General features: G+C 65.2%; 15 protein-coding genes. 5 read left to right on the top strand and 10 right to left on the bottom strand.

Annotated elements, in window-relative coordinates; genetic code table 11:
• Positions 1-6: 6 nt before the first annotated feature.
• From ACTOQ1_RS08185 to drmA, 5 genes are all read right to left on the bottom strand, one after another.
• Complete coding sequence (locus ACTOQ1_RS08185) at positions 7-2,112, bottom strand: UvrD-helicase domain-containing protein (protein ID WP_440065602.1); 2,106 nt, start codon at positions 2,110-2,112, stop codon at positions 7-9.
• Positions 2,113-2,170: 58 nt separating this feature from the next.
• Positions 2,171-3,730, bottom strand: coding sequence for a protein kinase domain-containing protein (locus ACTOQ1_RS08180; RefSeq protein ID WP_440065981.1), 1,560 nt, complete (start codon positions 3,728-3,730; stop codon positions 2,171-2,173).
• A 142-nt stretch (positions 3,731-3,872) separates the two neighbouring features.
• Positions 3,873-4,637 (bottom strand): DISARM system phospholipase D-like protein DrmC, encoded by a 765-nt coding sequence (gene drmC / locus ACTOQ1_RS08175; protein WP_440065601.1) that lies wholly within the window; start codon positions 4,635-4,637, stop codon positions 3,873-3,875.
• Positions 4,634-6,565: a DrmB family protein gene (gene drmB / locus ACTOQ1_RS08170; RefSeq protein WP_440065599.1), complete on the bottom strand. Its 1,932-nt coding sequence runs from the start codon at positions 6,563-6,565 to the stop codon at positions 4,634-4,636. Before drmB ends, drmC begins: the two co-directional genes overlap by 4 nt.
• Positions 6,565-10,323 (bottom strand): DISARM system helicase DrmA, encoded by a 3,759-nt coding sequence (gene drmA, locus ACTOQ1_RS08165; RefSeq protein WP_440065597.1) that lies wholly within the window; start codon positions 10,321-10,323, stop codon positions 6,565-6,567. Before drmA ends, drmB begins: the two co-directional genes overlap by 1 nt.
• 742 nt (positions 10,324-11,065) lie before the next feature.
• On the opposite strand from drmA, the gene ACTOQ1_RS08160 reads away from it, so the two are divergent.
• The 4 genes from ACTOQ1_RS08160 to ACTOQ1_RS08145 are packed head-to-tail and all read left to right on the top strand — an operon-like array spanning position 11,066 to position 16,486.
• The gene (locus ACTOQ1_RS08160; protein ID WP_440065596.1) at positions 11,066-14,824 is read left to right on the top strand and encodes an AAA family ATPase; all 3,759 of its coding nucleotides are present in this window, start codon (positions 11,066-11,068) and stop codon (positions 14,822-14,824) included.
• Positions 14,821-15,378: a hypothetical protein gene (locus ACTOQ1_RS08155; RefSeq protein ID WP_440065595.1), complete on the top strand. Its 558-nt coding sequence runs from the start codon at positions 14,821-14,823 to the stop codon at positions 15,376-15,378. Before ACTOQ1_RS08160 ends, ACTOQ1_RS08155 begins: the two co-directional genes overlap by 4 nt.
• A complete protein-coding gene (locus ACTOQ1_RS08150) occupies positions 15,378-16,292 on the top strand; it encodes a hypothetical protein (protein ID WP_440065594.1) in 915 nt (304 codons plus the stop codon). The genes ACTOQ1_RS08155 and ACTOQ1_RS08150 overlap by 1 nt, the downstream gene beginning before the upstream one ends.
• 29 nt (positions 16,293-16,321) lie before the next feature.
• Positions 16,322-16,486 (top strand): hypothetical protein, encoded by a 165-nt coding sequence (locus ACTOQ1_RS08145; RefSeq protein ID WP_440065592.1) that lies wholly within the window; start codon positions 16,322-16,324, stop codon positions 16,484-16,486.
• A 94-nt stretch (positions 16,487-16,580) separates the two neighbouring features.
• On the opposite strand, the gene ACTOQ1_RS08140 is transcribed toward ACTOQ1_RS08145, so the two are convergent.
• The 5 genes from ACTOQ1_RS08140 to ACTOQ1_RS08120 all read right to left on the bottom strand — a co-directional run bounded on the left by ACTOQ1_RS08140 (position 16,581) and on the right by ACTOQ1_RS08120 (position 21,349).
• The gene (locus ACTOQ1_RS08140; protein ID WP_440065591.1) at positions 16,581-17,540 is read right to left on the bottom strand and encodes an FAD-dependent oxidoreductase; all 960 of its coding nucleotides are present in this window, start codon (positions 17,538-17,540) and stop codon (positions 16,581-16,583) included.
• 12 nt (positions 17,541-17,552) lie between these two features.
• Positions 17,553-18,635, bottom strand: a complete 1,083-nt coding sequence (locus ACTOQ1_RS08135; protein ID WP_440065590.1) for a fatty acid desaturase — start codon at positions 18,633-18,635, stop codon at positions 17,553-17,555.
• A complete protein-coding gene (gene dapF, locus ACTOQ1_RS08130; protein ID WP_440065589.1) occupies positions 18,635-19,621 on the bottom strand; it encodes a diaminopimelate epimerase in 987 nt (328 codons plus the stop codon). Before dapF ends, ACTOQ1_RS08135 begins: the two co-directional genes overlap by 1 nt.
• Positions 19,622-19,636: 15 nt before the next feature.
• Positions 19,637-20,554 carry a hypothetical protein gene (locus ACTOQ1_RS08125; RefSeq protein ID WP_440065588.1) on the bottom strand — a complete coding sequence of 306 codons (918 nt, stop codon included), beginning with the start codon at positions 20,552-20,554 and terminating at the stop codon, positions 19,637-19,639.
• Between the two features lie 450 nt (positions 20,555-21,004).
• Positions 21,005-21,349 carry a hypothetical protein gene (locus ACTOQ1_RS08120; protein ID WP_440065587.1) on the bottom strand — a complete coding sequence of 115 codons (345 nt, stop codon included), beginning with the start codon at positions 21,347-21,349 and terminating at the stop codon, positions 21,005-21,007.
• Here ACTOQ1_RS08120 and ACTOQ1_RS08115 point away from each other — a divergent pair.
• Positions 21,348-21,536, top strand: coding sequence for a hypothetical protein (locus ACTOQ1_RS08115; RefSeq protein ID WP_440065585.1), 189 nt, complete (start codon positions 21,348-21,350; stop codon positions 21,534-21,536). The genes ACTOQ1_RS08120 and ACTOQ1_RS08115 overlap by 2 nt on opposite strands.
• Positions 21,537-21,806 lie beyond the last annotated feature (270 nt).

The following is a 21,806-nucleotide window of genomic DNA, read 5'->3' as shown; positions in this document are numbered from 1 at the left end:
TGGAAGTCACATGGCGAAACCGGCCAGGAACGAACTGGACGTGCCGTGCCAGGAAACGTGGAGTTGCTCGCGCGCACGAGTACACGCGACGAACAGCAGACAGCGCTCACGCTGCAGATCCTGCGAGTGCGTCAGGGGATCCTCCTGAACCGGGGTGACGGCGCTCGACGACGGCACCTGGTGCTCCGAGACCCCGATGACCGCCACACATCGGAACTCCAGCCCTTTCATCCGATGCATGGTCCCGGTCCGGACGGCGTCGTCGGCGTCCTGCGCCTTGGCCAGCGACCGCACGGGAATCCCGGCTCGCTCCAGCACGGTGACCGCCGAGTCGGCCAGCATGTTGGACCGGGCCGCGACACCGATCTCTCCCGGCGCGACGCCCGCTTCCAGCCAATCCCCGACCTTGCGCGCCAGCGCGTCCAGCTCGTCCTTCTGGGTACGGAAACCGCGTAGCTCCGGAGGACGGCCGTGCACCTGCGACCGGTAGCCGGCCACCATGTCCAGCCCGGTGTCCAGCCCTCCGTCCATGTCGTCGATCCGCTCACCGCGCAGCATTCCCAGACTCCAGGCGAGGATCTCGGCGGTCGTCCGATAGTTGACGGTGAGACGTGAGGAGCGTCCGCCGACCTTGATACCGATCTCCCGCAGCGAGACACGGCTGTTGTAGATCCGCTGGTGGGTGTCGCCCGCGATGAACAGATCGTCGGGCCCCTCGGCGACCGCCGCGCGCAGCAACCGCCACTGGACCGGATGCAGGTCCTGCGCCTCGTCGACGACGATGTGCCGGTACGGCTTGTCCGTCCGCTCCTCCAGCAGCCGGGTCGCCTCGACGCAGATCGTCTCGTAGGTCCACACGCGCCGCCGCCGGAGTTCTTCCTCGAACTCCCACACCGCCTGCCACACCTCGGCCTTCTGCCGGGAACCCAGACCACGGCCCCGCCCTTCGCGCTTGGCCTTCAGGTATTCGGCCGCACCGGTCACCCGCTGGGCGAGCACCACGTGCCGCCATTCCTCCGCGAGGAACGTCTCGGTGAAGGAGACGTCGAGCCGTTTGACAATCCGCCGCCAGATCTCCTTCTCCTCCCTGTCGCGCAGGATGGCGGGACGGCCGTGCCTCTCGGCGAAGACCTGGTAGGAGAGCTGGTCGACATGCCGCACCTCGATGCGGTCACGAACCCGGGGAGAGTCGGCCAGTAGCCGCAGCCCAGCCTCCAGCGAGGCGGACAGCGTCGAGGTGAAGGTGGTCACCAGCACCGGCCCGGCCCCGAGGCTCGCGAGGTGGTGGGCACGGTGCAGCGCGACGACCGTCTTGCCCGTTCCCGGACCGCCGGTGACACGCGCCGACCCTTTGAAGTCCGCGTACGCCACCTTGTGCTGTGCCGGATGGAGATAAATCTTCCAGAGTGCGAACGGGTGGCGGAACACCTCCATCAGCTCGTCCGGTCCGTCGACGAGTACGACCCGCTCGGGAGTGCGCTCGACCGCTGCCGTGATGTCCTCGGTGTCGTACGGCTCACGCCCGGCGCTGACGCCGAGTTCGGCCCACACCTGTTCGGGGGTCATACCCGCGGCCAGCCCGTAGAGGGCGTCCCACTGGTTCTGCGGCAGGAAGGACCTGGCGGCCTCCAGCTGCGTCACATCGGTCAGCGCCCTGGCGAAGGCCAGGGTCTGCTCGTCGACACCGAGCCGCCTGAGATCGGCGTCGCCCGCGTCGTCGAACAGTCGTCGCGGCGCTCGGTCCGCCATTCTGGCCAGCTCCGGCAGGGTGGCGTCGATGGCCGCGCCGTCCCTGATCTCGATGCGGCCGGTCGCCGTGTTCACCGATGCCCTGCGACGCTGCGCCCAGGTGTAGGCGTCGTCATGCGGAAGCACTTTCAGCAGCGTGAACGAGTCACCGGTCTCGGGTGCGAGCACGACCCCACGCCAGAACTTGTCGATGCGAATCGTCCGAAACCGTGGGTCACGCGCGTTGTTCGGCTTCTCCAGATGCAGCCCGGCATGGGTGGCATGCTCGAATTTGGCGAAGATCTCCGTGACCCGGTCCTGGACGGATCGTTCCAGCTTTCCGAAATCACGGAGAAAATCCTTGTCGATTCCGAGCCTCGGCACGCCATGCCCTCCAGGGGGTCTCGCTTGTGGAAGCGACCTACAAGAATGCTCGCCCTGCTTATCGGCTATCAAGGCTTTCCAGGATTTCCCGGACTTTGTCCACGGCGGGGTGTCGAGGACCGTATTTGTGTTCGAGATCCCGCAGCAGGTCGCTCAACGTGGCTTTCGCCCGCGACCTCCTTCCGGAGCCGAGTTCGAGAAGCCCAATCTGGCGCCGCAGTTCCAAGATCCGTTCCTCGTCGACGCCGAATCGTCTCTCGTCGTCCAGGAGCCCGGTGAGCTGGGCCAGGGCGAGGTTCGTCTCCCCGATCGCGGCGTGGCAGTTCGCCTCCATCAGGCGGCAGCGCAGTACGAGATCGTGCTCGGGCCCTTCCCGCTCGGCGAGGTCGGCCGCGAGTCCGCTGAACTCGGGAGCGGCTCGCCGGTAGTCCCCGCCGAGGAAAAGAGCGTCGGCCAGCTCGATCCGCAGGTCGATCACCATGGAGTCCTTGGGTCCGAGGGCATGGACGGCCGGTTCCATCGCCTCCGCCAGCACCTCCGCGGCCTGGGTGAACCGGGACTCGGCCTTGAGCGCCGCGGCGTCCTTGCGAGCGAACGCGACGTCACTGCGTCCGGCCGGTACCAGGTCGTCGCCTCGGCGGACCTCGCCGCCTCGGAGCGGCTCGGGCCGCGCCTTCCCGGTCTGTGGTCGATCCACGGTGGGGGCGTCGAAGCCGGCCGATCCCGCCACGGGCGGCTCGGAGTCGATCCGGCCCACGACGGCCGCATACATGCGCACCGGATGGGGTGAGCCGAGGTTCACATAGCCGGGGAAGGGCGGCAGGTGACGGCAGAAGTCCATCAGCCGCCGGTAGACAACGTCGGCGCTGGGAGGCCGCTGCTCCGGCGCCTTGGCGAGCAACCACAGAACGAGCCGCTCCAACCCTTCCGGAACGTCCCGCCTCCTGTCGCGCAGCGGCTGGGGAGGAACGTCGGTGTGTTTGCGCATCGCGGCCAGCGCCGTGGGACCGGCGAACTGATTGCTGCCGGCGAGCATCTCGTCCAGGACCACACCAAGGGAGTACAGGTCGCTCCGCTGGCTGGTGGCCTCACCCATGGCCTGCTCCGGCGCCATGTAGTTGGGACTGCCCACCACGATGCCCGTCCCGGTCAGCCTGGTGGCGGAGGTGGATCCGAACGCGGCGGCGATGCCGAAATCCAGCACCTTGACAGTGCCGTCGGGACAGAACATCAGGTTTCCCGGCTTGAGGTCGCGGTGAACCAGAGAATTGGCGTGGGCCACGGCCAGCACCGAGCACACCTGGGCGGCGATCGCCACCGCCCAGGCGATGGGCAGCTCGGTCTCGTCGAGGAGTGAGGAGACCGGGCATCCGTGGACGAGCTGCATGACCAGGTATAGCTCGTCGCCGTGCGATCCGCAGTCGTAGACGGTGGGCACTCCCGGATGTTCCAGGCGGGCGGTGATCCGCGACTCGCGCACGAAGCGTTTGGTGAGTTCGTCGTCGGGTCTGCCGTTGGCCTGCCTGTCGACCCGGATGAACTTGACCGCGACCGGCCGGTCCAGGCGTTTGTCGTAGCCGAACCAGACCTCTCCCATGCCGCCCGCCCGGCGGGACACCGGGTCCAACTCGTAACGGTCCCCGACAATTGTCCGTCTGCCCACTACGGCCCGCCTTTCACGGGGGCTCCTTGCTCCCGACAATTGCCAAAAATCCCCGGGAAACAGATATTTTCACCAGCGAAGTCATGGAATCCCAGGCTCACCGCAGCCGCCCCAATACGCCCCCGGCGCGTAGTTCGGCGATGTGCTCGGCGGCGCGCAGCGGTGTCGAACCGCCGTAGACCAGCAGCCCGGCCTCGATGTTCCTGGCGACCCCGGACTGGGTGAGATTGGCACTCGACACGAGCAGCACCCGCCGGTCGGCGACGGCGAGCTTGGCGTGCATCTTCGCCCCCTGCCCGTCCCGCCTGGCCGTGGGCCAGTGCCACAGCTCGACCCCGGGGACCGACGCGAACGCCGCCGCCGGCTCGGCGCCGCCCAGTGCCGATCCCGCGCCCTGCAAGGTCTCGACGACGGCCATCACCGAGACTCCGCGCCGCACCGCCGAGGTCAGGGCGTCCAGCAGCGGCGGGTACGGCTTCGCGGAGTAGGTCATCAGCAGCAGTTCATGCGATGCCTCGCCCACCACGTCAACTAGGACCTGCGCCGTGGCCCGGACCGGCACCGAATGGGTGCCTGGCCCGCTCCACACCGCTTCGACCCGGTGGGTGGCCGCGTGCTGCGCGTACCCGTCTGCGACGCCCCGCAGGTACGCCGCGGCCTCCGCGTCCGGTATCCCCTCGGTGTCCTGCGCCGCCAGTACGTCCCGCGCCACCTCGGCGAATCCGGGGGTCGGAACGGCCGAGGGGATCGCCGAACGTGGCCCGTCCCCCAAGATCCGCTCAGCCAGCGTGCGAACTCGCACCGGCCCGAGCCGGGCGGCGGCGTCGGCCGCCGCCCGGGCGAAGGGCGAGCCCGGTGTCATGGAATCTCAGGGTAGAGGGCCAGATCGGAGGCGTCGACGGGCACGATGAACCTGCGATCCAGGAAGCGGTTGCCGCGTTCGCAGGTCGTCTCGGAGACGAAGAGGCAGACGTGGCAGGCGGCCCCGTGCAAGAAGTCCTCGGGGGCACGGGGCAGCCGCTCGGCGCAGAGCGGGTCGGAGGAGCAGCGCCGGGCGTCCGAGAGCGCGCGGCGGGTGAGCCGGACCAGTTCCTCGGGTTCGGCAAGCGAGACCAGACCGCCCAAAGTGCCCTCGGCGTCCGGCACCGCCGTGTAGATCAGGATCCCGCTGCGCGGGTCGTCCTCGCCGCCCGCGTAGATTCGTTCCGACAGGCTGGCGGAGTTGTAGCCGCACTCCAGCGCGATCGTGCGGATCAGCAGGTGCGAGAGCGTGTGCAGCGCGTAGTAGCGCAGGCCCGGCCAGCCACGATACTTGTCGAACCCCTGACGGATCCGGTCGGAGTAGCGATATTCGCGAAACCGCCCGTACGCCTCCCGGTGCTCGTGCGGGACCGACCGCCTCTGTCCACTGTGCTCATCGGTGAAGGAGGAGGCGCGTACCCGCTCCTCCCATGCCACCAGCAGGTCCTCGGGCAGCTTCAGGAAGATGCCTTCGCCGCGTACCTCGCTCGCGGGCACCCAGGTGGGCTTCGAGCGGGTCAGCGGTGCCCGGGTCACCAGCTCGGGGTCCTCGAAGTCGGGAGCGTCAAGCCGGGTGAAACCGATCATCGCGCGGACCTCACGCAGCCGCTCGGCCTGGATGACGTCGGCGTAGTAGCCCTTCAGCAGGCTGGGCACACCGTCCGGATGCCGGTAGAGGGTGAAGTCGTCGGTCGCCTCGGGGAGCGTGGGGGCGGAGAAGACCTGCCATTCGGGGGTGAGCAGGTCCATCTGACCACTCGCATCGGGGTCACCGCCCTCCAGCTTGCCCCGGTGGCGTACGATCGCCGCCCAGAGCTCACCGTTGTCGGCCCACTTCTCGAACTCGTAGGAGAGAGGCGGCATGGAGCGCATGAACGGCAGGCTCTCCGGCCCGGGGACATGCTGGAGGTTCGCCCAGAACTGCTCGATCTTGGCATCGAGCTCGTTCGCTCCGGCCTTGGGAACGGCAAGCGCGGAGAGGGGCTGCGCGAACCACTGATTGGAGGCGCCCACCACGACGACGTGCGGCTGCTGTCCGCAGCCGTTCTCGGCGAACGTGCCCAGATGCGGGTGACGTCCCCGGCAGTTCGGGAGCTGCTCCCTGCCCTTGCGTCCCATGACCTCGCGGATGTTGCGCTCGGCGTCGCAACGCTGGCAGCGGATCCGTACGTTGGCCCCGATGTTGCCGCCGAAGTCCTGCATCAGCAGGTTGGGTTTGGCCACCTTGGCGCATGCCTCGCCCCGGTGCACGAACTCCAGGTAGGGGAAGTCGTCCAGGTGACCCGCCGTGCAGGCCAGTACGAAACGGGCACCGACCACAAGTCGCGGCTTGCTACCGCGCCCGCATTCGTGGAAGAACCTGGCCTCGTGTGGCTTGCGCGGCTTGTCGTTCCTGAAACCGAACGCCTGGGTGTCGATCGGCGCCAGCAGGTTGCAGGCGGTGCAGCGCATCCAGCTCGGGAACGGCATGACCGGTACGCCGGTTCGGGACGCGTCCCCGTTGGGGTTGCTGTCGATTCCCGGCAGCCAGGGCGCGGGTTTGAGCTCTGTGACGGTCTTGCCGAGGACCGACTGGACCGCGGCGAGCAGCCGGGGTTCGGCGATGACCTGCGGGGCGTCGCCGAGCTTGTCGTGCCGCCAGTCTTCCAGCCCCTTGACCAGCACCGAGAAGTTCGGCAGGTCGACGATGGAGCCGACGCCGGAGGTGAACATCAGGTGGCTGGGCCGCACGGCCCCCACCCGGCGCCGGTACGGTGCGGAGTCCGCCATCACTTGCCCTTCCCGTCCAGCTCGGATACGCCCATCTCGTCCCCCTCGGGAACCTCCACGCCCGCGCCGCCACCCTCCGGCGACCGAAACCCCCAGCTCGGGGCCCCATACGGCGGGGTGAAGATGTCACCGCCGCCCGGGAGCAGCAGGTTGATCTCGTTCTCCGTCTCGCGCATCGAGTTGCCGACGGTGAGCGCGTCCCAACGGCCGTTGCCCGCCCGGTTCAGCAGACCGCGCAGGATCTCCTGCTTGGTGTTGCGTCGCTCGTAGCCGAGCCTGGCCGCGCTGCTCCTGGACTGCTCCCAGAAGTCGGTCACCACCTTGATCCGTTCGGCCAGGTAGTCGCGGGCGCGGACGTTACCCGCCGCCTCGGCGCGGGTGAGCAGCCGGTCGACGATCCGGCCGACGACCGGCCCGGAGAGCGGCACCTCCTCGGCGTCCCGGTTGCACGAGTGCGACTCCTCGACGTTGCGCACCGCGGCGACGAACATGGCCGCGGTGCCCCGGTCCAGCGCCCGGCGGGTGTACGGGGTGACCGACAGCGCCTCGACCTGGCGGTAGAACGTGGCGTGGTAGTGCTCGAAGTCCTCATAGTGCGCGAGGTCGCGGGGACGCGACCAGTTGTAGAGCGTGATCACCAGGCCGGGGCGCTCGGCGTCGCGGCCGACCCGGGAGGAGGCCTGGATGTATTCGGCGGTGTTCTTCGGCTGCCCGGTGACCACCATCAGCCCGAACCTGGAGACGTCCACGCCGACCTGGAGCATGGAGGTGGCCAGCACCACGTCCACCGGCTGGCGGCCCGTTCCCCGCCGCCGCTGACGGTCGGCGAGCGGGTGGGCGCCTCTGCGCTTCTCCCTGTCCTTCTCCTTCAGCACGTCGCCCCACTCGGCACGGATCTCGGCGCGACGGCGCGAGGTGTCCAGTTCCGGGTCGAAGCCGATCTCCAGCTGCTTGAGCACCTCGCTGATGTCGCCCGAGGAGATACGGGAGGTCAGCTCCACGACGGTGAGCAGGTCGGCCTTGGCGGTGAGCCGGTCGGACAGGCCCTTACGCCTGCCGTGCGCCCGGATACGCGTGGTCACGTCGTCGTCCAGGTAGCGGCGCATGCCGGCCAGCTCGCGGGTGGCGTTGAAGTAACCGACGACCGTCATGTAGGGGTCGGCGGACTCGCCGTACCGGTCGAACATGGTCTGCCCGGCCAGGAACAGGATCTCGGCCAGCCTGATCTCGGCGGACTTGAGTCGCGTCCCGTGCGCGCACACCCCGAGGTAGCGACGGCCGGGTGTCTTCTCCGTGAGCGGCATCTGCTGGGAAAAAAAGGTGTCGGCGACGTCGATGACCTGCGGCGGGAACACCGCGAGCCCGCGGCCGAAGACGCCGAGCACCTGGCGTTCCGCTCGCTTGGTGGTCGCGGTGGAGGCGATGATCTTTGGTCCGGTCAGGTTCCCAGGGCCGGGGCTCCAGGTGCAGAGCTCGTCCACCGCCGCCTCGAACAGGCCGACCGTGGTGCCGAGCGCACCGGAGATCAGGTGCAGCTCGTCCTGGATGATCAGGTCCGGCGGGCGGAGCCGGATGACCGGGCGGCTCACCACCTTGGGCAGCTTCCCCTTCGCGTGGTGCCTGCCGCCGCAGCCGATCTGCTCGTCCAGGTCGACGTGACGGTAGCCGTGCCGGGGGCATCGCTGGCCGACCCGGCCGAACAGGTGACCGGCGAACCCCCGCCAGGGCAACTGCGCCAGCTTGTCGACGGTGGCGATGACCAGGCTGGGCACCAGCCGGTAGATCTCCTCGTCGACGGTGAGGATCGGCAGCCCGTCCCGGCGCGCAGCGATCTCCTCGGCGTCGTCGAGGAGATCGGTGAGCATCCGGTCCTCACCGAGCTTGGAGAACGGGCACGGGTCGGCCTCGCCCTCCCTGCCCCGGCCGCAGTAGAGCAGCACCCGCCTGCGGTCCTCGTCAATGTGCAGGTTGCGGTCACCGGTCAGCTTCTCCCCGCACCATGGACAGGTCAGCGTCTGCAGCACGTTCGTCCTGCGACCGGCCGGCGCCTCCCTCGCCTCGTGGATCTGTTCGGCCGCCTCGGTGAACCAGTTCGGCGAGACCGCGCCGCCCACCCACAAGCCGATCCGGAACGGCTCCTCGCCCCAGGTCGCCGGGTCCTCTCTGCGCTGCACCTCCGCGGCGCAGACCAGGGCGGCGGCCCGCTGGAACTGCTGCGCGGTGAGCAGTCGCAGGGTGTAGCGCATCAGCACCGACACCCCGCTTCGGCCGTCGCGGGCGTCGGTGCCGGAGCCGACCATGCGCTGCAGGCGGCGGATCGCGAAGGTGTAGGCGGTCAGGCCGAGGTACGCCTCGGTCTTGCCGCCGCCGGTCGGGAAGAACAGCAGGTCGACGGTGGCCGAGGCGTCGGCGGCCCGCTCGGGATGCTCGGGGTCAGTCAGCGACGGCAGGTTGAGCAGCACGAACGCGAGCTGGAACGGCCGCCACGACGCGGCGCTCTTCCCTCGCGCCTCTACCTCCAGCATGGCCTGCGGGTAGCTCAGCCCCAGCTCGTCGCGGAGCTTGCCGACCGTGGTACGGCGGCGCTGCGCGGCCATCGCGGTATTGGCGAACCGGAACGCGGCCATCGCCTGGTCGTGGCGTTCCCGCTCGGGGTCGGTGAGCAGCTCGACCCCGTCGCGGATCCGTTTCGCGGCTTTTTCCGCCTTGTGCACCGCCTCCTCGGCGGCCCCGCGCAGTGGCTCGGGCAGGTCCGGGATCCGGCCCTTCTGCCCCTCCAGCCAGGCGGCGTATCCGTCGGCGAGCGGGCGCAGCCCGGCCGCGAGCTCCTCGGGCGAGGCCGCGGCCAGGGCGTCCATCGACAGCTCGACCCCGGCCAGCGCCGTCCCCTCACCGACCGGCGCGACGGTGGCGGGCACGTCGTGGGCGGGCAACCAGGTGGTGCGCAGTTCCCGCGCGCACCGTTCCCCCTCGGCGACCTCGGCGTGTACGGCGACGTTGCGGCCGGAGGCGTAGCGGCGCTCGTGCCGGTAGAGCAAGCGCAGGTGCCGCTCCTCCAGATCGTCGCCGACCGCCTCCAAGTCGTCCAGCGGGTCGTCGATCGGCAGGAAGCCCCGGGCTCCGGGATCGAGCGCGGTCACGGTCAGCTCGACCTGGAACAACCAGGCGACATCGGCGGCGCGCTCCGGCTCGATCTGCTGGTTGATCAGCGTCAGTTCGACGACCCTGCGGCCGTCCCGCTGCGGACGTACGGCCACCGCAAGCAGGACGCCCAGGTCTTCGGCACGTTCCATGGTGAGGGGGATCCGCTGTGACGGCTCGCCGTCGAGCCGGATCTTCTTGCGGCGCTCCACCGGCTGCCGCGTCCAGGCCGAGGCGACGCGCTCTCGGCCTTTGGCGTCCTCGATCACCGTCTCGGCCCTGGTGTAGCGCCCCCAGGAGGCGGTGACCGCGAGCGCGTCGACCTCATCGGGCACCGCGAACGACAGGCCCATGGACGAGGCCCAGATCCGGCCGAGGTTCTGCGGGGTGAGCACCTCCGGCAGCTCGCCGTCGGCGCTGTCGCCCTCGACCCCGATCTCGGTCTCCGGCATCTCCCCGGCGTCCTCCCGGGGTGATCGGTGCGAGGGTTTCGGACCGAGCATGCCGACGAGGTAGCGCTCGCGTGGCCCCGACGTCCTGGACGGCAGCTCCTCGTTGTCACCGCCCCACGGCCCGAGCAGATCCAGCCGGACGAGATCCTCGAACGCGTCACGCACTTGGAAGGAAGTACCCGACTCGAACGCCTGAGGAATGTCCAGATCAGGGGCCGCCTGTTTGCTTTTGACCGGTTCGACGGCGATTTCGGATGACAGATTAAGCCCTTGCTGCCTATCCCCTAAGTCCGGAAACAGGTCTTCCTGATCATTTATCACGCCCGCCGACGCCCCTCACGGAGTCCATGCCTCAGCCGTTCACTGAAACAAACTTAGCCCCGTTTTGACATGACCCTCAATGCCGAAGCGGACACAAGTGGCACTAACGGATACATGGGGATATTTTCATCAGGATTCTCGACACCCGACTTGTCGACAACCTGTTTGCCGACTAAAGAAAGTCCATTTTCACCCTATTGATTCCACTTAAGGGCCGTTTATCCTTTTATATCACCAATTCAACAGAGAAGGTTCTGATAACATTTTTTAACCGTTTTCGGTCGCACTGACGACCCTGCATTTTTCGACCCCACGGGCCCACCACTTTCCAAGCCCGAGCGGTTGAAGAATTGGGACGAATCGGCCCGGCGGGCGACTCGACTGTGATGCGAGATAATTAACGAGAGGTGGGGATGTTGTGTCTATAGTGGTTCTGGCCAGCCAACGGCGTGTCCATTCCCGAACTCGCGGCGCCCCCCGTCTCTGTCGACCAGCGGAACGTTGGCTTCGCCTTTCCCGGGGATCCGTCGCAAGCGAGACATGTCCCTGGTTATGATCATCGCCGTTCCGGTTCCGAGAGGTCCCCATGCACGTGTCGGTCCGTATCCCCTGGCATGACTCCGGCTGGAGTGGCACGGTCTGCCGTAATCCGCTCGACAACGCCTCCTGCATCCTGTTGCATAACATCGGCACGAAACGTGACGACCAGTATGAAATCGAGCACGCCGGGAAGTCGCTGGACGAGCTGGACACTCATCGGATCGCCTGTGTGGGCGAGCGCGGGACCTTCCTGAGTTCCCGGCCGTACCCGGTCGTGCTGAAGCACCCGTACCGGCACAACCGGGCGTTGCGCAACCTGCAGCCGACCACCATCACCGTCCCCGCCTTCGGCGTGCAGGCGATCCCGTACTACTGGCTGCTCCGCGAGAGCATCGCGGAGGTAAGTCGTGAATACGATCTCGTTGACTTTGACGACGAGCGGGAGGCGCTGGTCGATCGCGAGCTGGGATTCACTCCCAGCTGGGTGATCCACGGCGACAATCAGAAGACCTTGATCGGGCGGTTCTTCGATGACGTCAAACCGAATGAGTCCCTGGTCTTCTTCTATGCCAAGCACTCGCCGTTCGATGACCTCAAGACCGAGGGGCACCTGCTGGTAGGTGCGGCCCGGATCACCGACCTCCAGCTGCCGCAATCCTGGAGAACCGACGGCCCCACCCCGTTTCCGAACCACATGTGGGAGACAGCCGTCTCGCACACGCTGCGTCCGGGCGGCGCCGGAGGCATCCTGCTACCGGTCACGGAACTGGCCGAACGGCACGCACGGGGCGAGGACGTGCGGGACCTGCTGGCCTGGGCGCCGGAAAACGGCGGTCGCGAGTTCCGCTACGCGACAGAACACGTTTCGCACGACAGCGCCATCGACGCGTTGGACCGGCTCTTCCGCGCCGCCGAGCGCTGCCGGAAGGCCGGCCTGGACGTGCCGCACGCCTCCATGGAGTGGGTGAGCGAACGTATCGGCGAACTCTGGACCGCACGCGGCCCGGCTCCCGGCCTCGGCGCCGTTCTCGGAGCACTCAAGTTCCGCTACAGCAAGGTCCTGGCCAGAGAGATCACCCGTCTCACCCCGAAGGACACGGATCCGTGGGAAGTACTGAATGATGTGATCTCCCATCCGCAGCGGTATGCACAGGCCGTCTCCGGGCTTGTCACGGACACCCATCGCAAGGTCTGGCTCCGATTCACGGCCGAGGAACTGCGGGTGCTGTGGCTGCTCTCTCGGTTCCAGTTGACCAGCGACCAAGCGACCATCCTGTTCCAAAACAAGGAGATCGACCTGGAGCACGGGGATCTCCTGGCCGACCCCTACCTGGCCCACATCTGCACGGTGGGGACTGCCACGCCGGTGCCGTTCGGCACCGTCGACCGCGCATGCTTTCCGAAAGCGGACATACGGGAACGGTTCCCTATGGCCGAGCCGACCGCCGTCGTCGACCCCGACGATCCGCGACGGCTACAGGCGCTGCTCGTGGATACGCTGGAAGCGGCGGCGCAGGCGGGTGACACCGTGATGCCGATGTCCGCCGCGATCCAGCGCATCGCGGAAAAGCCCTTGGCGGAGACATGCGAGATCACCGAGCAGAAGCTCAACGCGCACGACTTTCACCCTGACGATTTGACTTTCTCAATCGAATCGCCCTACTGGCCGCCCGTGGCGGGTACTCGGCTGGCCGACGGCAGTCCCGCCTACAAGCTCGCCCGGCTGGAGCTTGTCGCGCACGTCATCCGCGGCGTCGTGGACGGTCAGATCGCTCGGCCCAGACACCCGGTTCCGGAGGATCTCGCGGATGAGCTCGACCGCGTGCTGGCCGAGTACAAATCGGAAGACGACCCCGACCCCGAAGCCGAGGAAAGGGCGGGCCTGGAAAAAAGGGCCGCGCTCGCCGAGCTCTTCGCAGCCCCGTTGAGCGTGCTGAACGGGCGGGCGGGAACCGGGAAAACCACCCTGATCAGGGCGTTGGCAGCTCACGAGAAGGTTCGTTCCCGAAACATGCTGCTGCTGGCTCCAACCGGCAAGGCTCGCGTGCAGTTGCAGACCAAGGTCCGGCACTCCGCGCAGACCATCGCCCAGTTCCTCACCAAACACGAACGCTACCGCGATGACACCCGTTCCTATGTCCTGGCGCCGGACAGACCCAAGGCTCAGCCGTACGGGACCGTCGTTGTCGACGAGGCGTCCATGCTCACCGAGGAGCAACTGGCCGCCCTGCTTGACGCGCTTCCCATGCCTGATCGGCTCATCCTGGTCGGCGACCCCCGCCAGCTCCCGCCGATCGGCGCCGGACGACCTTTCGCCGACCTGATCCACCGCCTGGCGCCGCCTCCGGGGAGTGCGGAAAGTGTCGGCTTCCCGCGTGTGGCGCCCGGATACGCCGAACTCACCGAGTTGCGCCGCCAGCAGGGAAAGGTCCGGGACGACCTGATGCTCGCCGCGTGGTTCTCCGGAGATCCCGTTCCTCCCGGCTTCGACGAGGTCTGGGAACGTCTGCGTACGGGGACACCGATGGAAACCCTCGCGGCCGTGTCCTGGGCCGGGTCGCGTGCGCTGGATGTCCTCGACAGCACGCTGGCGGAAGAGCAGAAAATCGTTGATTCCAAGAGCTTCGAGACCTCCTACGGAGGTGAGCTCAGTGAGCCATGGGTCAACTTCCGCAAGGGCGCCGCGGCCTCCTGCGAGAAGTGGCAGATCCTCACTCCCACGCGGGTTCACGGTTGGGGAACCATCGAGATCAACCGGCATCTGAAGCGAACCTTCCGCGGCAAAGCCCTTGCAGATGCCCTGCGCCCGCTTTGGGAACGCAGCGTTCCCAAACCCCTCGGGGCGGAGCAGATCGTGCTCGGGGACAAGGTGCTCAACAACGCCAACGGCCGGCGTAAGCCGTACCCCGCGAACACCGGACTGGGTTACGTGGCCAACGGTGAGATCGGCGTCGTGGTGGGGCAGGTGGGTAGGAGGGGGAGCAACCCCCGGTGGACGCAGGTCGAATTCTCGTCGCAGGAGGGAACGACCTACGGCTACTCGGGTATGTCGGAGGACGACCCGCCCCTGGAGCTGGCCTGGGCGATCACGATCCACAAGTCTCAGGGGTCGGAGTTCCGGAAGGTCATCGTGGTGCTCCCGGGAAGCGCGCGCAAGCTTTCCCGAGAGATGATCTACACAGCGTTGACACGCCAGCAGGACAAGGTGACGCTGTTGCACGAATGCTCTATCGACGACCTGCGAGAGCTGACCGTCTCCACGAGCTCGGAAACCGCCAGAAGACTGACCGACCTCTTCACAGCACCCGCCCCGCGCGAACTGTTCTTCCCGGATGGCGCGTCCGCGGGCGTCCTCGATGCCAAGAGGGTGCACATCACCGCACAGGGAGTGATCGTCCGCAGTCACAGCGAGGTCATCATCGCCGACCTCCTGGACCGTATCGCTCCTGGCCGATGGGGATATGACCAGCCGCTCACCCTCAACGGCGAAACAAAACGACCCGACTTCACGATCATCGGGTCAGATGGGCGCGCGATCCACTGGGAGCATCTGGAGATGTTCGGTAAGAGAGTCGATCACGCGTGGTGGGAGGAGCGCAAGCGCTGGTACGGGCAGGGGGGAGTGCTGCTCCCCGAAGAGGGTGACGGGACCAACGGCATCCTGCTGCGCACAGATGACAAAGACGGGGTGAACGAGCCCGCGTGGGCCGAGCTCGCGCGCCAGGCGATCGGGACCATTCCCTCCGGCCCGGTGATTCCCACTCCCGCGAAGGTCCGGCGCACCCCTCCCGGACAGCGCGGGTGAAGGACGAACTCACCGCGCACGGCTTCGTGGTCATGGATCGCGAAGCCGTGCCGGAGATCGCCGGGCGTTGGGGAAGCCCACAGGCGATTGTCTCGCGAGAGCGAGACGACTCCTGGAGTCTGTCCGGGACGTACGGGCTGGAGGCGTTTCCGTGGCACACGGACGGTGCCATCTCATCTCGGCCGCCCCGCTGGATCGTGCTTCGAGCCTTGTCGATTCCCCAGTCAACGTACACGGAGCTCCTCGATCCGGACCCGCCCCTGCTGACCGGGCTGCGCCGTACCGTACTGCGGGCGGTTGACCGCACGGGAAGAGCGCGGCACCTGCCCGCGGCGGTATCCGAGGAGGGGCGGTGGCGAGTTCGGTGGGATCCGCGCACCTGTGATCCCCGGATCGGGCTGAGCCTGGACGAGGTGGAAGCCCAAGATGCTACGACGATCATTGAGTGGCGAGAAGGACGAATCGTCGTTCTCGACAACGCACGCCTGCTGCATCGGCGTCCCACCGTTCCAGCGGGGCGCGTTCTGGAACGAACCTATGTGTGGAGCGAATGATGTGGGAGTACGACGGGTTCATCGCCAAGGCGCAGCTGTACTTCTCCAGGGCCAATGACCATCACACCGCGGATAACGACGTGCTGGCTCATTGGCTGCTGCTCGGCCTGGAGTTTCTGCTCCGCGCACCACTCGCGAAAGTCCACCCAATACTGCTCGCCGACATGAACGGCGACTCGATCATGGCTGCCGCAGGGTATCCGAAACCCACCGGTCACCCGACGTCCATTCCGCTCAAGACGGTCGTGGAACGGTTGGAGACAATCGTTCCTACTTTCACGAAATACCACACGAAAGACGTCACCGGTTTGGCGGGTTTGCGTAACGCGGAGGCACACAGCAGTTCGTCACCGTACGAGCAGGGGGTTGAACTGTGGTTGCCACACTTCACGCGAGTGGTCGAAGTCCTGTGCGATCACCTCGGGTTGGATCCGGCGGATATGCTCGGTGACGCCCTGCTCAGCCATGGACGAGCCCTGGTCGACGCCGCGGACAAGCGGCTGATCCATGAGGTGACGCAGCGAATCAAAGCAGCTGTCAAGATTCGAGACGGCCTGCCCGACGAGGAGCTGATCGTGCGGCGGGCCCGTATCAGCACGCTGTTCCCGGGATGGGGTGGCCTCAGCCTGCTTCATGAGGCCGCGGAGCAGGTGGGATGCCCCGCCTGCGCCGAGAAGATCCCTTTAGAGCTGAGGGTCGTGCGCAGCACAAATGAGCGCATCGAGGACGACTGGGTCTATCGCGACGTTGTCTACGTGGCGACGGGGCTGTCCTGCCCGGTCTGCACTCTAAGCCTGGAAGGCACCGCCGAGATCCACGCTGCCGGGATTCAGCAACAGTACCTGCGGACCGAGCGGGAGTCGCTCGAAGAGCGTTACGCCGACTACGGCGAGTCCGAATACGGCAACGACTGACGGAATCTCACAGTCGAAACAGTCTCCGGGTGGCGCATTTGAGGAATCCGGAGCTGGTCTTTCGCAACCCCGACAAGCTCGCCCGGGCCCGCGAGATTCAGGCCGCCCAACGCGAATCCTTCGTCGACCTCTATGTAAACGACCTGATCGTCGTGCCTGGAGACGAGGTGAAAGGGAAGGTGTTCGCCTTCTAGCGGCACGACCACGAGCGGGCCGGAGGGGCTCAGCGAAGTGCCTGGGTGACGCGCTGCCTCAGGACAGGGTCGCCGATGCCACGGCATCACGTTGTCAGAGCAGAGACTGTGCGATTCGCAGGACGTCTTCAGCACATCCCCACGAGAGGGTCACACCCGCTCCACCGTGTCCGTAGTTGTGCACACAGGGCACCTTGTTCGCCAGGCGATCGGCCTCAAGTCGGACGGTTGGCCTGACCGGCCGGATTCCGACCCGATGGTCCACGATGGAGGCGTCGCCCAAGCGTGGATCGATCTCGCGGCAACGAGCCAGGATCTCTTTCCCTACTGCGGGATCCGGGGTGCGATCCCGCACATCGTCGATCGCGGTGCCGCTGAGTATGACTGTCTTTCTGTGAGGATAGATCGCGGTGAGACGGTCCGATGATGCACGGTCTTCACTGAAGAAGTCGGTCAATCCCGGATTCTCCACCACCAGGTGATCCCCGCGCACCGCACGTAGCAGGGGGTCCACGGCCAGTTCCGCTGCCCCGTATCCAGAGCAGTTGACAACCAGATCAGGCCGGCCTGCCTCTTCGAGGAAGGTGAGAGTAGCTTGTTCGATCTTCGTCCCGGTGGCCGACAGAAGATCCTGCAGGTAGCCCAGATAGGTCGGCATCTCTATCATCGGCGTGCTGTACCGCCAGCCCATGATGAAGCCTTCCGGCATGTCCTGTGCGGCGCACGGTGTCCACTCGGCCACCTCGTTCAGCAATTCGTGCCAGACCGGTGGCGAGACCATACGCCGGGCTGCCTGAATGCCCGAGGATATCCGCACCCCCGCTGCCGGAACGTGCTCCGCGAAATGCCGGAAGATTCTCAGTGAGTGAGAGCTCCAGCGAGCGACGTCGCCGGGAGGGCCGGCGCGGAAGGGACCCCAGAGGGCAGCCGCGACCGCTGAGGAGGTCTGCTGCGGGAGTTCGGAGGCGATGATGGAGACCTCCGCTCCCATCTCTTTCAACCTCAGCGCCGTTGTGAGCCCGATTACGCCGGCGCCGACCACGGTGATCTTCACAGTGTCCTCTGCTCAGAGTGGATGCGGCTGAGCCCTGCTTTCGTCATGAGCTTCTCCAAGGACAGTGGACCGGTAGACATATGCCAATGACGAGTGCGGGCCGAAGAAAATCGCCGGGACCAGCCTCTGTGGATGTCCGATGACTCTCTCCACGGCTCTCAGGTAGTTCCAGCGAATCATTGGATATGCCGAGTGAACGAAATGCCGCAGGTCTCCGTAGGGGAGCAGGGTGTGACCGGCGAGAGCTTCCATCACGGGTCTTTCATGATAAAGACGCTGGCAGCGCGCGGCCTCGATACTCACCCGGTTGCCGCGATCCGGCGGGCGATCAAACCATCGATGCTCGACGAGCAGAGATATCCATGACAGCTCCGGATAGATGAGGATCCGCGGGATCAGGAAGCCGAAGGCAAGTCCGAGTGGTCCACCCAGCAGATATGCGCCGACCGCCATGACCGCTGCCGACAACAGCACCCACTTTCTTTGTCGGCTCGAAGTCAGGACCTGCCAGACATCCCTCCCCGTCCGGTAAACCCCTCGGGGAGTCATCGGGAACAGAACTCCTAGAATGAACCTGCCTTTCGTGCACCCCGGAGCAAGGCCGGCGTCGGCGAGATCCTCCAGATTTGGATCGACTCCGGGAACGATGGCGTTCGGGTGGTGGCGCCGCACGTGTACAACTCGCCGCTGTGTCAGATCTCGCAGTGCGAGGGGGAACTGGAATCCCATGTTGGCCAACAGGTCACCGATACGACGGGTGCGACAGAGCGAACGATGCACCGCGTAGTGGGAAACCTCCTGTAGGCAGCGGAATTCAATCGAGACCAGTATCGCGATGAGCATCCACACGGCGAGGTTGTCCGCCGCCCCGCCGACCACCCAGAGGCCCACTATTTCGAGCCAGTGCCCGATGACGACGCAGGCCGGTGTGTAGTCGTTGGCACGGGCTCGTTGGAGTCGCTTGATCGAGACTATGTCGTTGCAGGCGGGACGATCCTTGCCGGAGCCCGGAAGACGGCGATACGGGGAGAACCACCAGTGATCGATCTGGCGGACGAGCAGCCCGACCAAAACAAGGACCAGCCCATTGGCCATTAGACGTATATCCCCTTTTCTTTCAGCCAGGCACGGTTCTCATCCTCCAGATCGGCATAGGCTGCGATCTCCGCGGGAAACGACTCGCCCTGCACAAAGGATTCTCGCTCGGCGTCCAGGATGTCGTCGATGGCGACATCAGCCCGGTAGACGAATGTTGCGTTACCTTCGAGGGTCGGCATCAGATCACCGTTCTCCGATCGAAGGGTGACCTTCGCCATTCCTCCCGCATTTCTGACGGTGATCTCGCTTACCTGCTGTGTGTTGGTCGCGAGCCGCGAATACACTGCCGATGACGCTACGACGGCGGAGCCGCAGGATGGCGTCAAACCGACTCCACGCTCGTAGGTTCTGACGAATATCTCGTCGGGTCCGACGGGGTAGACGAATGAGACATTCGCCCCGATAGGAAACTGGTCGACGTCCGAGGCCACGATGCCTCCGACACGGACGAGCTCCTGCTCATCGTAGTGATCGACGATCGCCACAAGATGGGAGTTGGGCACGGCCAAGGCGGTGAAGGTCAGGTGTGAATCCAGGACAGGAATGGATCGATCAACCCAGAGCGCGGAGCCGGCCACTATGGGCCTGGGCGCCGCGAAAGACACCAGAGGTAGATCCACCGAGACCTGACACACACCACCTGCTGTCTCCGGGGCAGTGCGAACAACGAAGCGATGGCGGCCCGACATGATCGACGTCGAGGTCTCACCCCTTCGCTCAAGAACATACCGTCCGAGACATCTCATTCCGTTTCCACATAGGTCCGCCCGCGAACCGTCCGGATTGAAGAAGGTGGCCTCCGGCACTCCGTCAACGTGATCCACGAAGTAGATGCCATCGCCGCCGAGCGGTCCGTTCCGGTCACAGATGCCACGAACCAACTGCACCAGGTCCACCTCTTCGGGAAACTGGTCATAAGGAGATTCGATGATGAAAATATCGTTCTTCGAGCCGTGGGTCTTCAGGATCTCGATACTGTTCATGTCTCCCGCAATCAATTATCTGTGCTTACTTAAAGCTGCGCTGATCTCTGCGGGCTTCCATTTGGAATCGACCAGAAGTTCGCGAGCCACCTGTTCGTATGAATGAAGAACGGCCGGCGCCGCAGATGAGTTTTCCGCACCCCAGATCTCGTCGAACTTCTTTACCCATTTGTCTATGCGCTTGAAGTAGACGCTACTTCGCCCTTTGCTGTATCCCGCATCGCCCTGCTCTTCCTCAACCAGCACGGCCGCTGCGGCCACCACCACGAAGTCGACGGCCTGATCAGGCCTCAACCATTCACGTACGGCGAGCCCACACTGAACCCCCAATGACCTGTGAAGGTCGATGAGATCGATCAGGTCTTTGGCGTAGCCACGTTTCGTCAGATCCGACAGCCGACAGACAAATATGCGTAGAATAACGCCGCCGGACTCGATCAGCCGACGATTCTCCACGAGATATTCTCTACGCTGGGTCAACAACCGGGGATCTGTTGTGAGATCGGTTGCCATAATCTTTCGTGGCTGACACGAAGAGTCGATCAATGTCCGATACAGCAGCACGCTTATCCGCGGAACCTCCGCCGCGTACAGGAGGAGATGACCATCGGCGATCTCCTCCGTGTCCTCCATCAACTCCCTCTCGAGAGTGGCGCTTATGAGTTCGAAGTACGTTGGATCGGACATCGCCCTGCCGCTCGCTCGCCTGAATTGCATGTAGGTTGCCTGCAACCAAGCATGTCGGATGACAATTGCAACCAACAAGCCAGTTTCAACGACAAAGAGGATCGTTGTTACCGAGGCTTTCCCCAGCGCCCAGGCGGTCAACGGAACAATGAGACCGAGCAGGCCAACAAATGTATTGAGAGCCGTGGAGGTGAGCAGGCGAGCCGCCCCTCTGGGACCTTTTCGACGACGCGTCAAATCGGACATCAGGCTCCCTGCTTTACTTGTTCACCAGGAGTTACGGCTCCACAAGCCGGTTTTCGCACTTCACATCTGCCGACCCATTACCTTCACCTGTGCCTCACACAGTACATCTCCAGCATGACCTTGGGCAGAAGAAAGCAGCCCTCAATGACCTGCGGTTACGCTCTTATGTGACATTCGGGCAGCCGACTACCCAACCTCGCATACCTCGGATATCCAACCTGCGCCGAGCCTGCCATGGCAACAGGGAAGATGCCCGCCCGCGCAACCGCCCGCCATCGACACATCCAAACCAGGGACGTCTTTTATCAATACTAGTTTCATCTTAAATGGCTATCAATTCCGACGAACACCTACATACCACCCAGATCGTATCAAATGATGCATGTCTTCAAAATAAGCCTAAAAGCCGATCAAGCTACTTTGATGGCCCATTTGGGATGAAAAGCTAATCTAGTCAACTACCGGGCGGCTGAAGTAGCAATACCACTCAGAGCCGTTACAACGGATATAGATGACCCGAATCACCTTGATGGCCACCGGGATCTCCGCCGTCGGCTGGAGCGCCACATCCTCAAGGAGCCACAACACATGCCAGATAATTTGAACCTCTACGGGCTCCTCGACGAATACGGTCTCGACAACGAGGGCTTCGGCTTCCACGCTGCGTGGCCTGATGGCCTGACCAGCGAGAAGGCTGCACGTCGCCTTCGAACGGACCTTGACAGCGCCTACGCCTCCGCTGCCGACGAGCTGACGCGCGAAGAGAGACTCCGACTTCGACGAAGGCTTCGTCATGGCCGCCACCTCGGACGCTTTCGTACGCGTCTCCGCGAAGATCGATCGGCCGAACGCGTTCCAGAACAGTTCACCGGAGGGACGTAACGCCGCCGTGCTCAGCGGGTGCCCGAGTCACCCGCTCGGACCCCTGGCCGACAGCCACCTGGTGAACCAGCGTCGTTCGGTACGACTGCTGTCCCGCTGACTCGGATGAGAATGCCCGGAGTATGGCTATGCGCCCGTCATCAGAACCAGTATTAATTTGGACATATCCTCTGAACGAAACCGTCCTGCATGCCTCCGCTTCCGTCCACTCGGGACGGCGGATATTGAGGCGCCTGCCAGTGCCGGCAGCGGATCGATATCAATATCTGTTGATGTCGCAAGAACATCGGTGGCCGCAGGTACAGTCGGAGCGTGGTTCCCGATGAACCATCGCGCTCGCCGAGCGGCAGCGTGTGCATGGTTTGGGCGA

The sequence above is a fragment of the Streptosporangium sp. OZ121 genome (assembly GCF_051918885.1).
GTDB lineage: Bacteria > Actinomycetota > Actinomycetes > Streptosporangiales > Streptosporangiaceae > Streptosporangium.
This window is presented reverse-complemented; position numbering and strand designations above follow the sequence as displayed.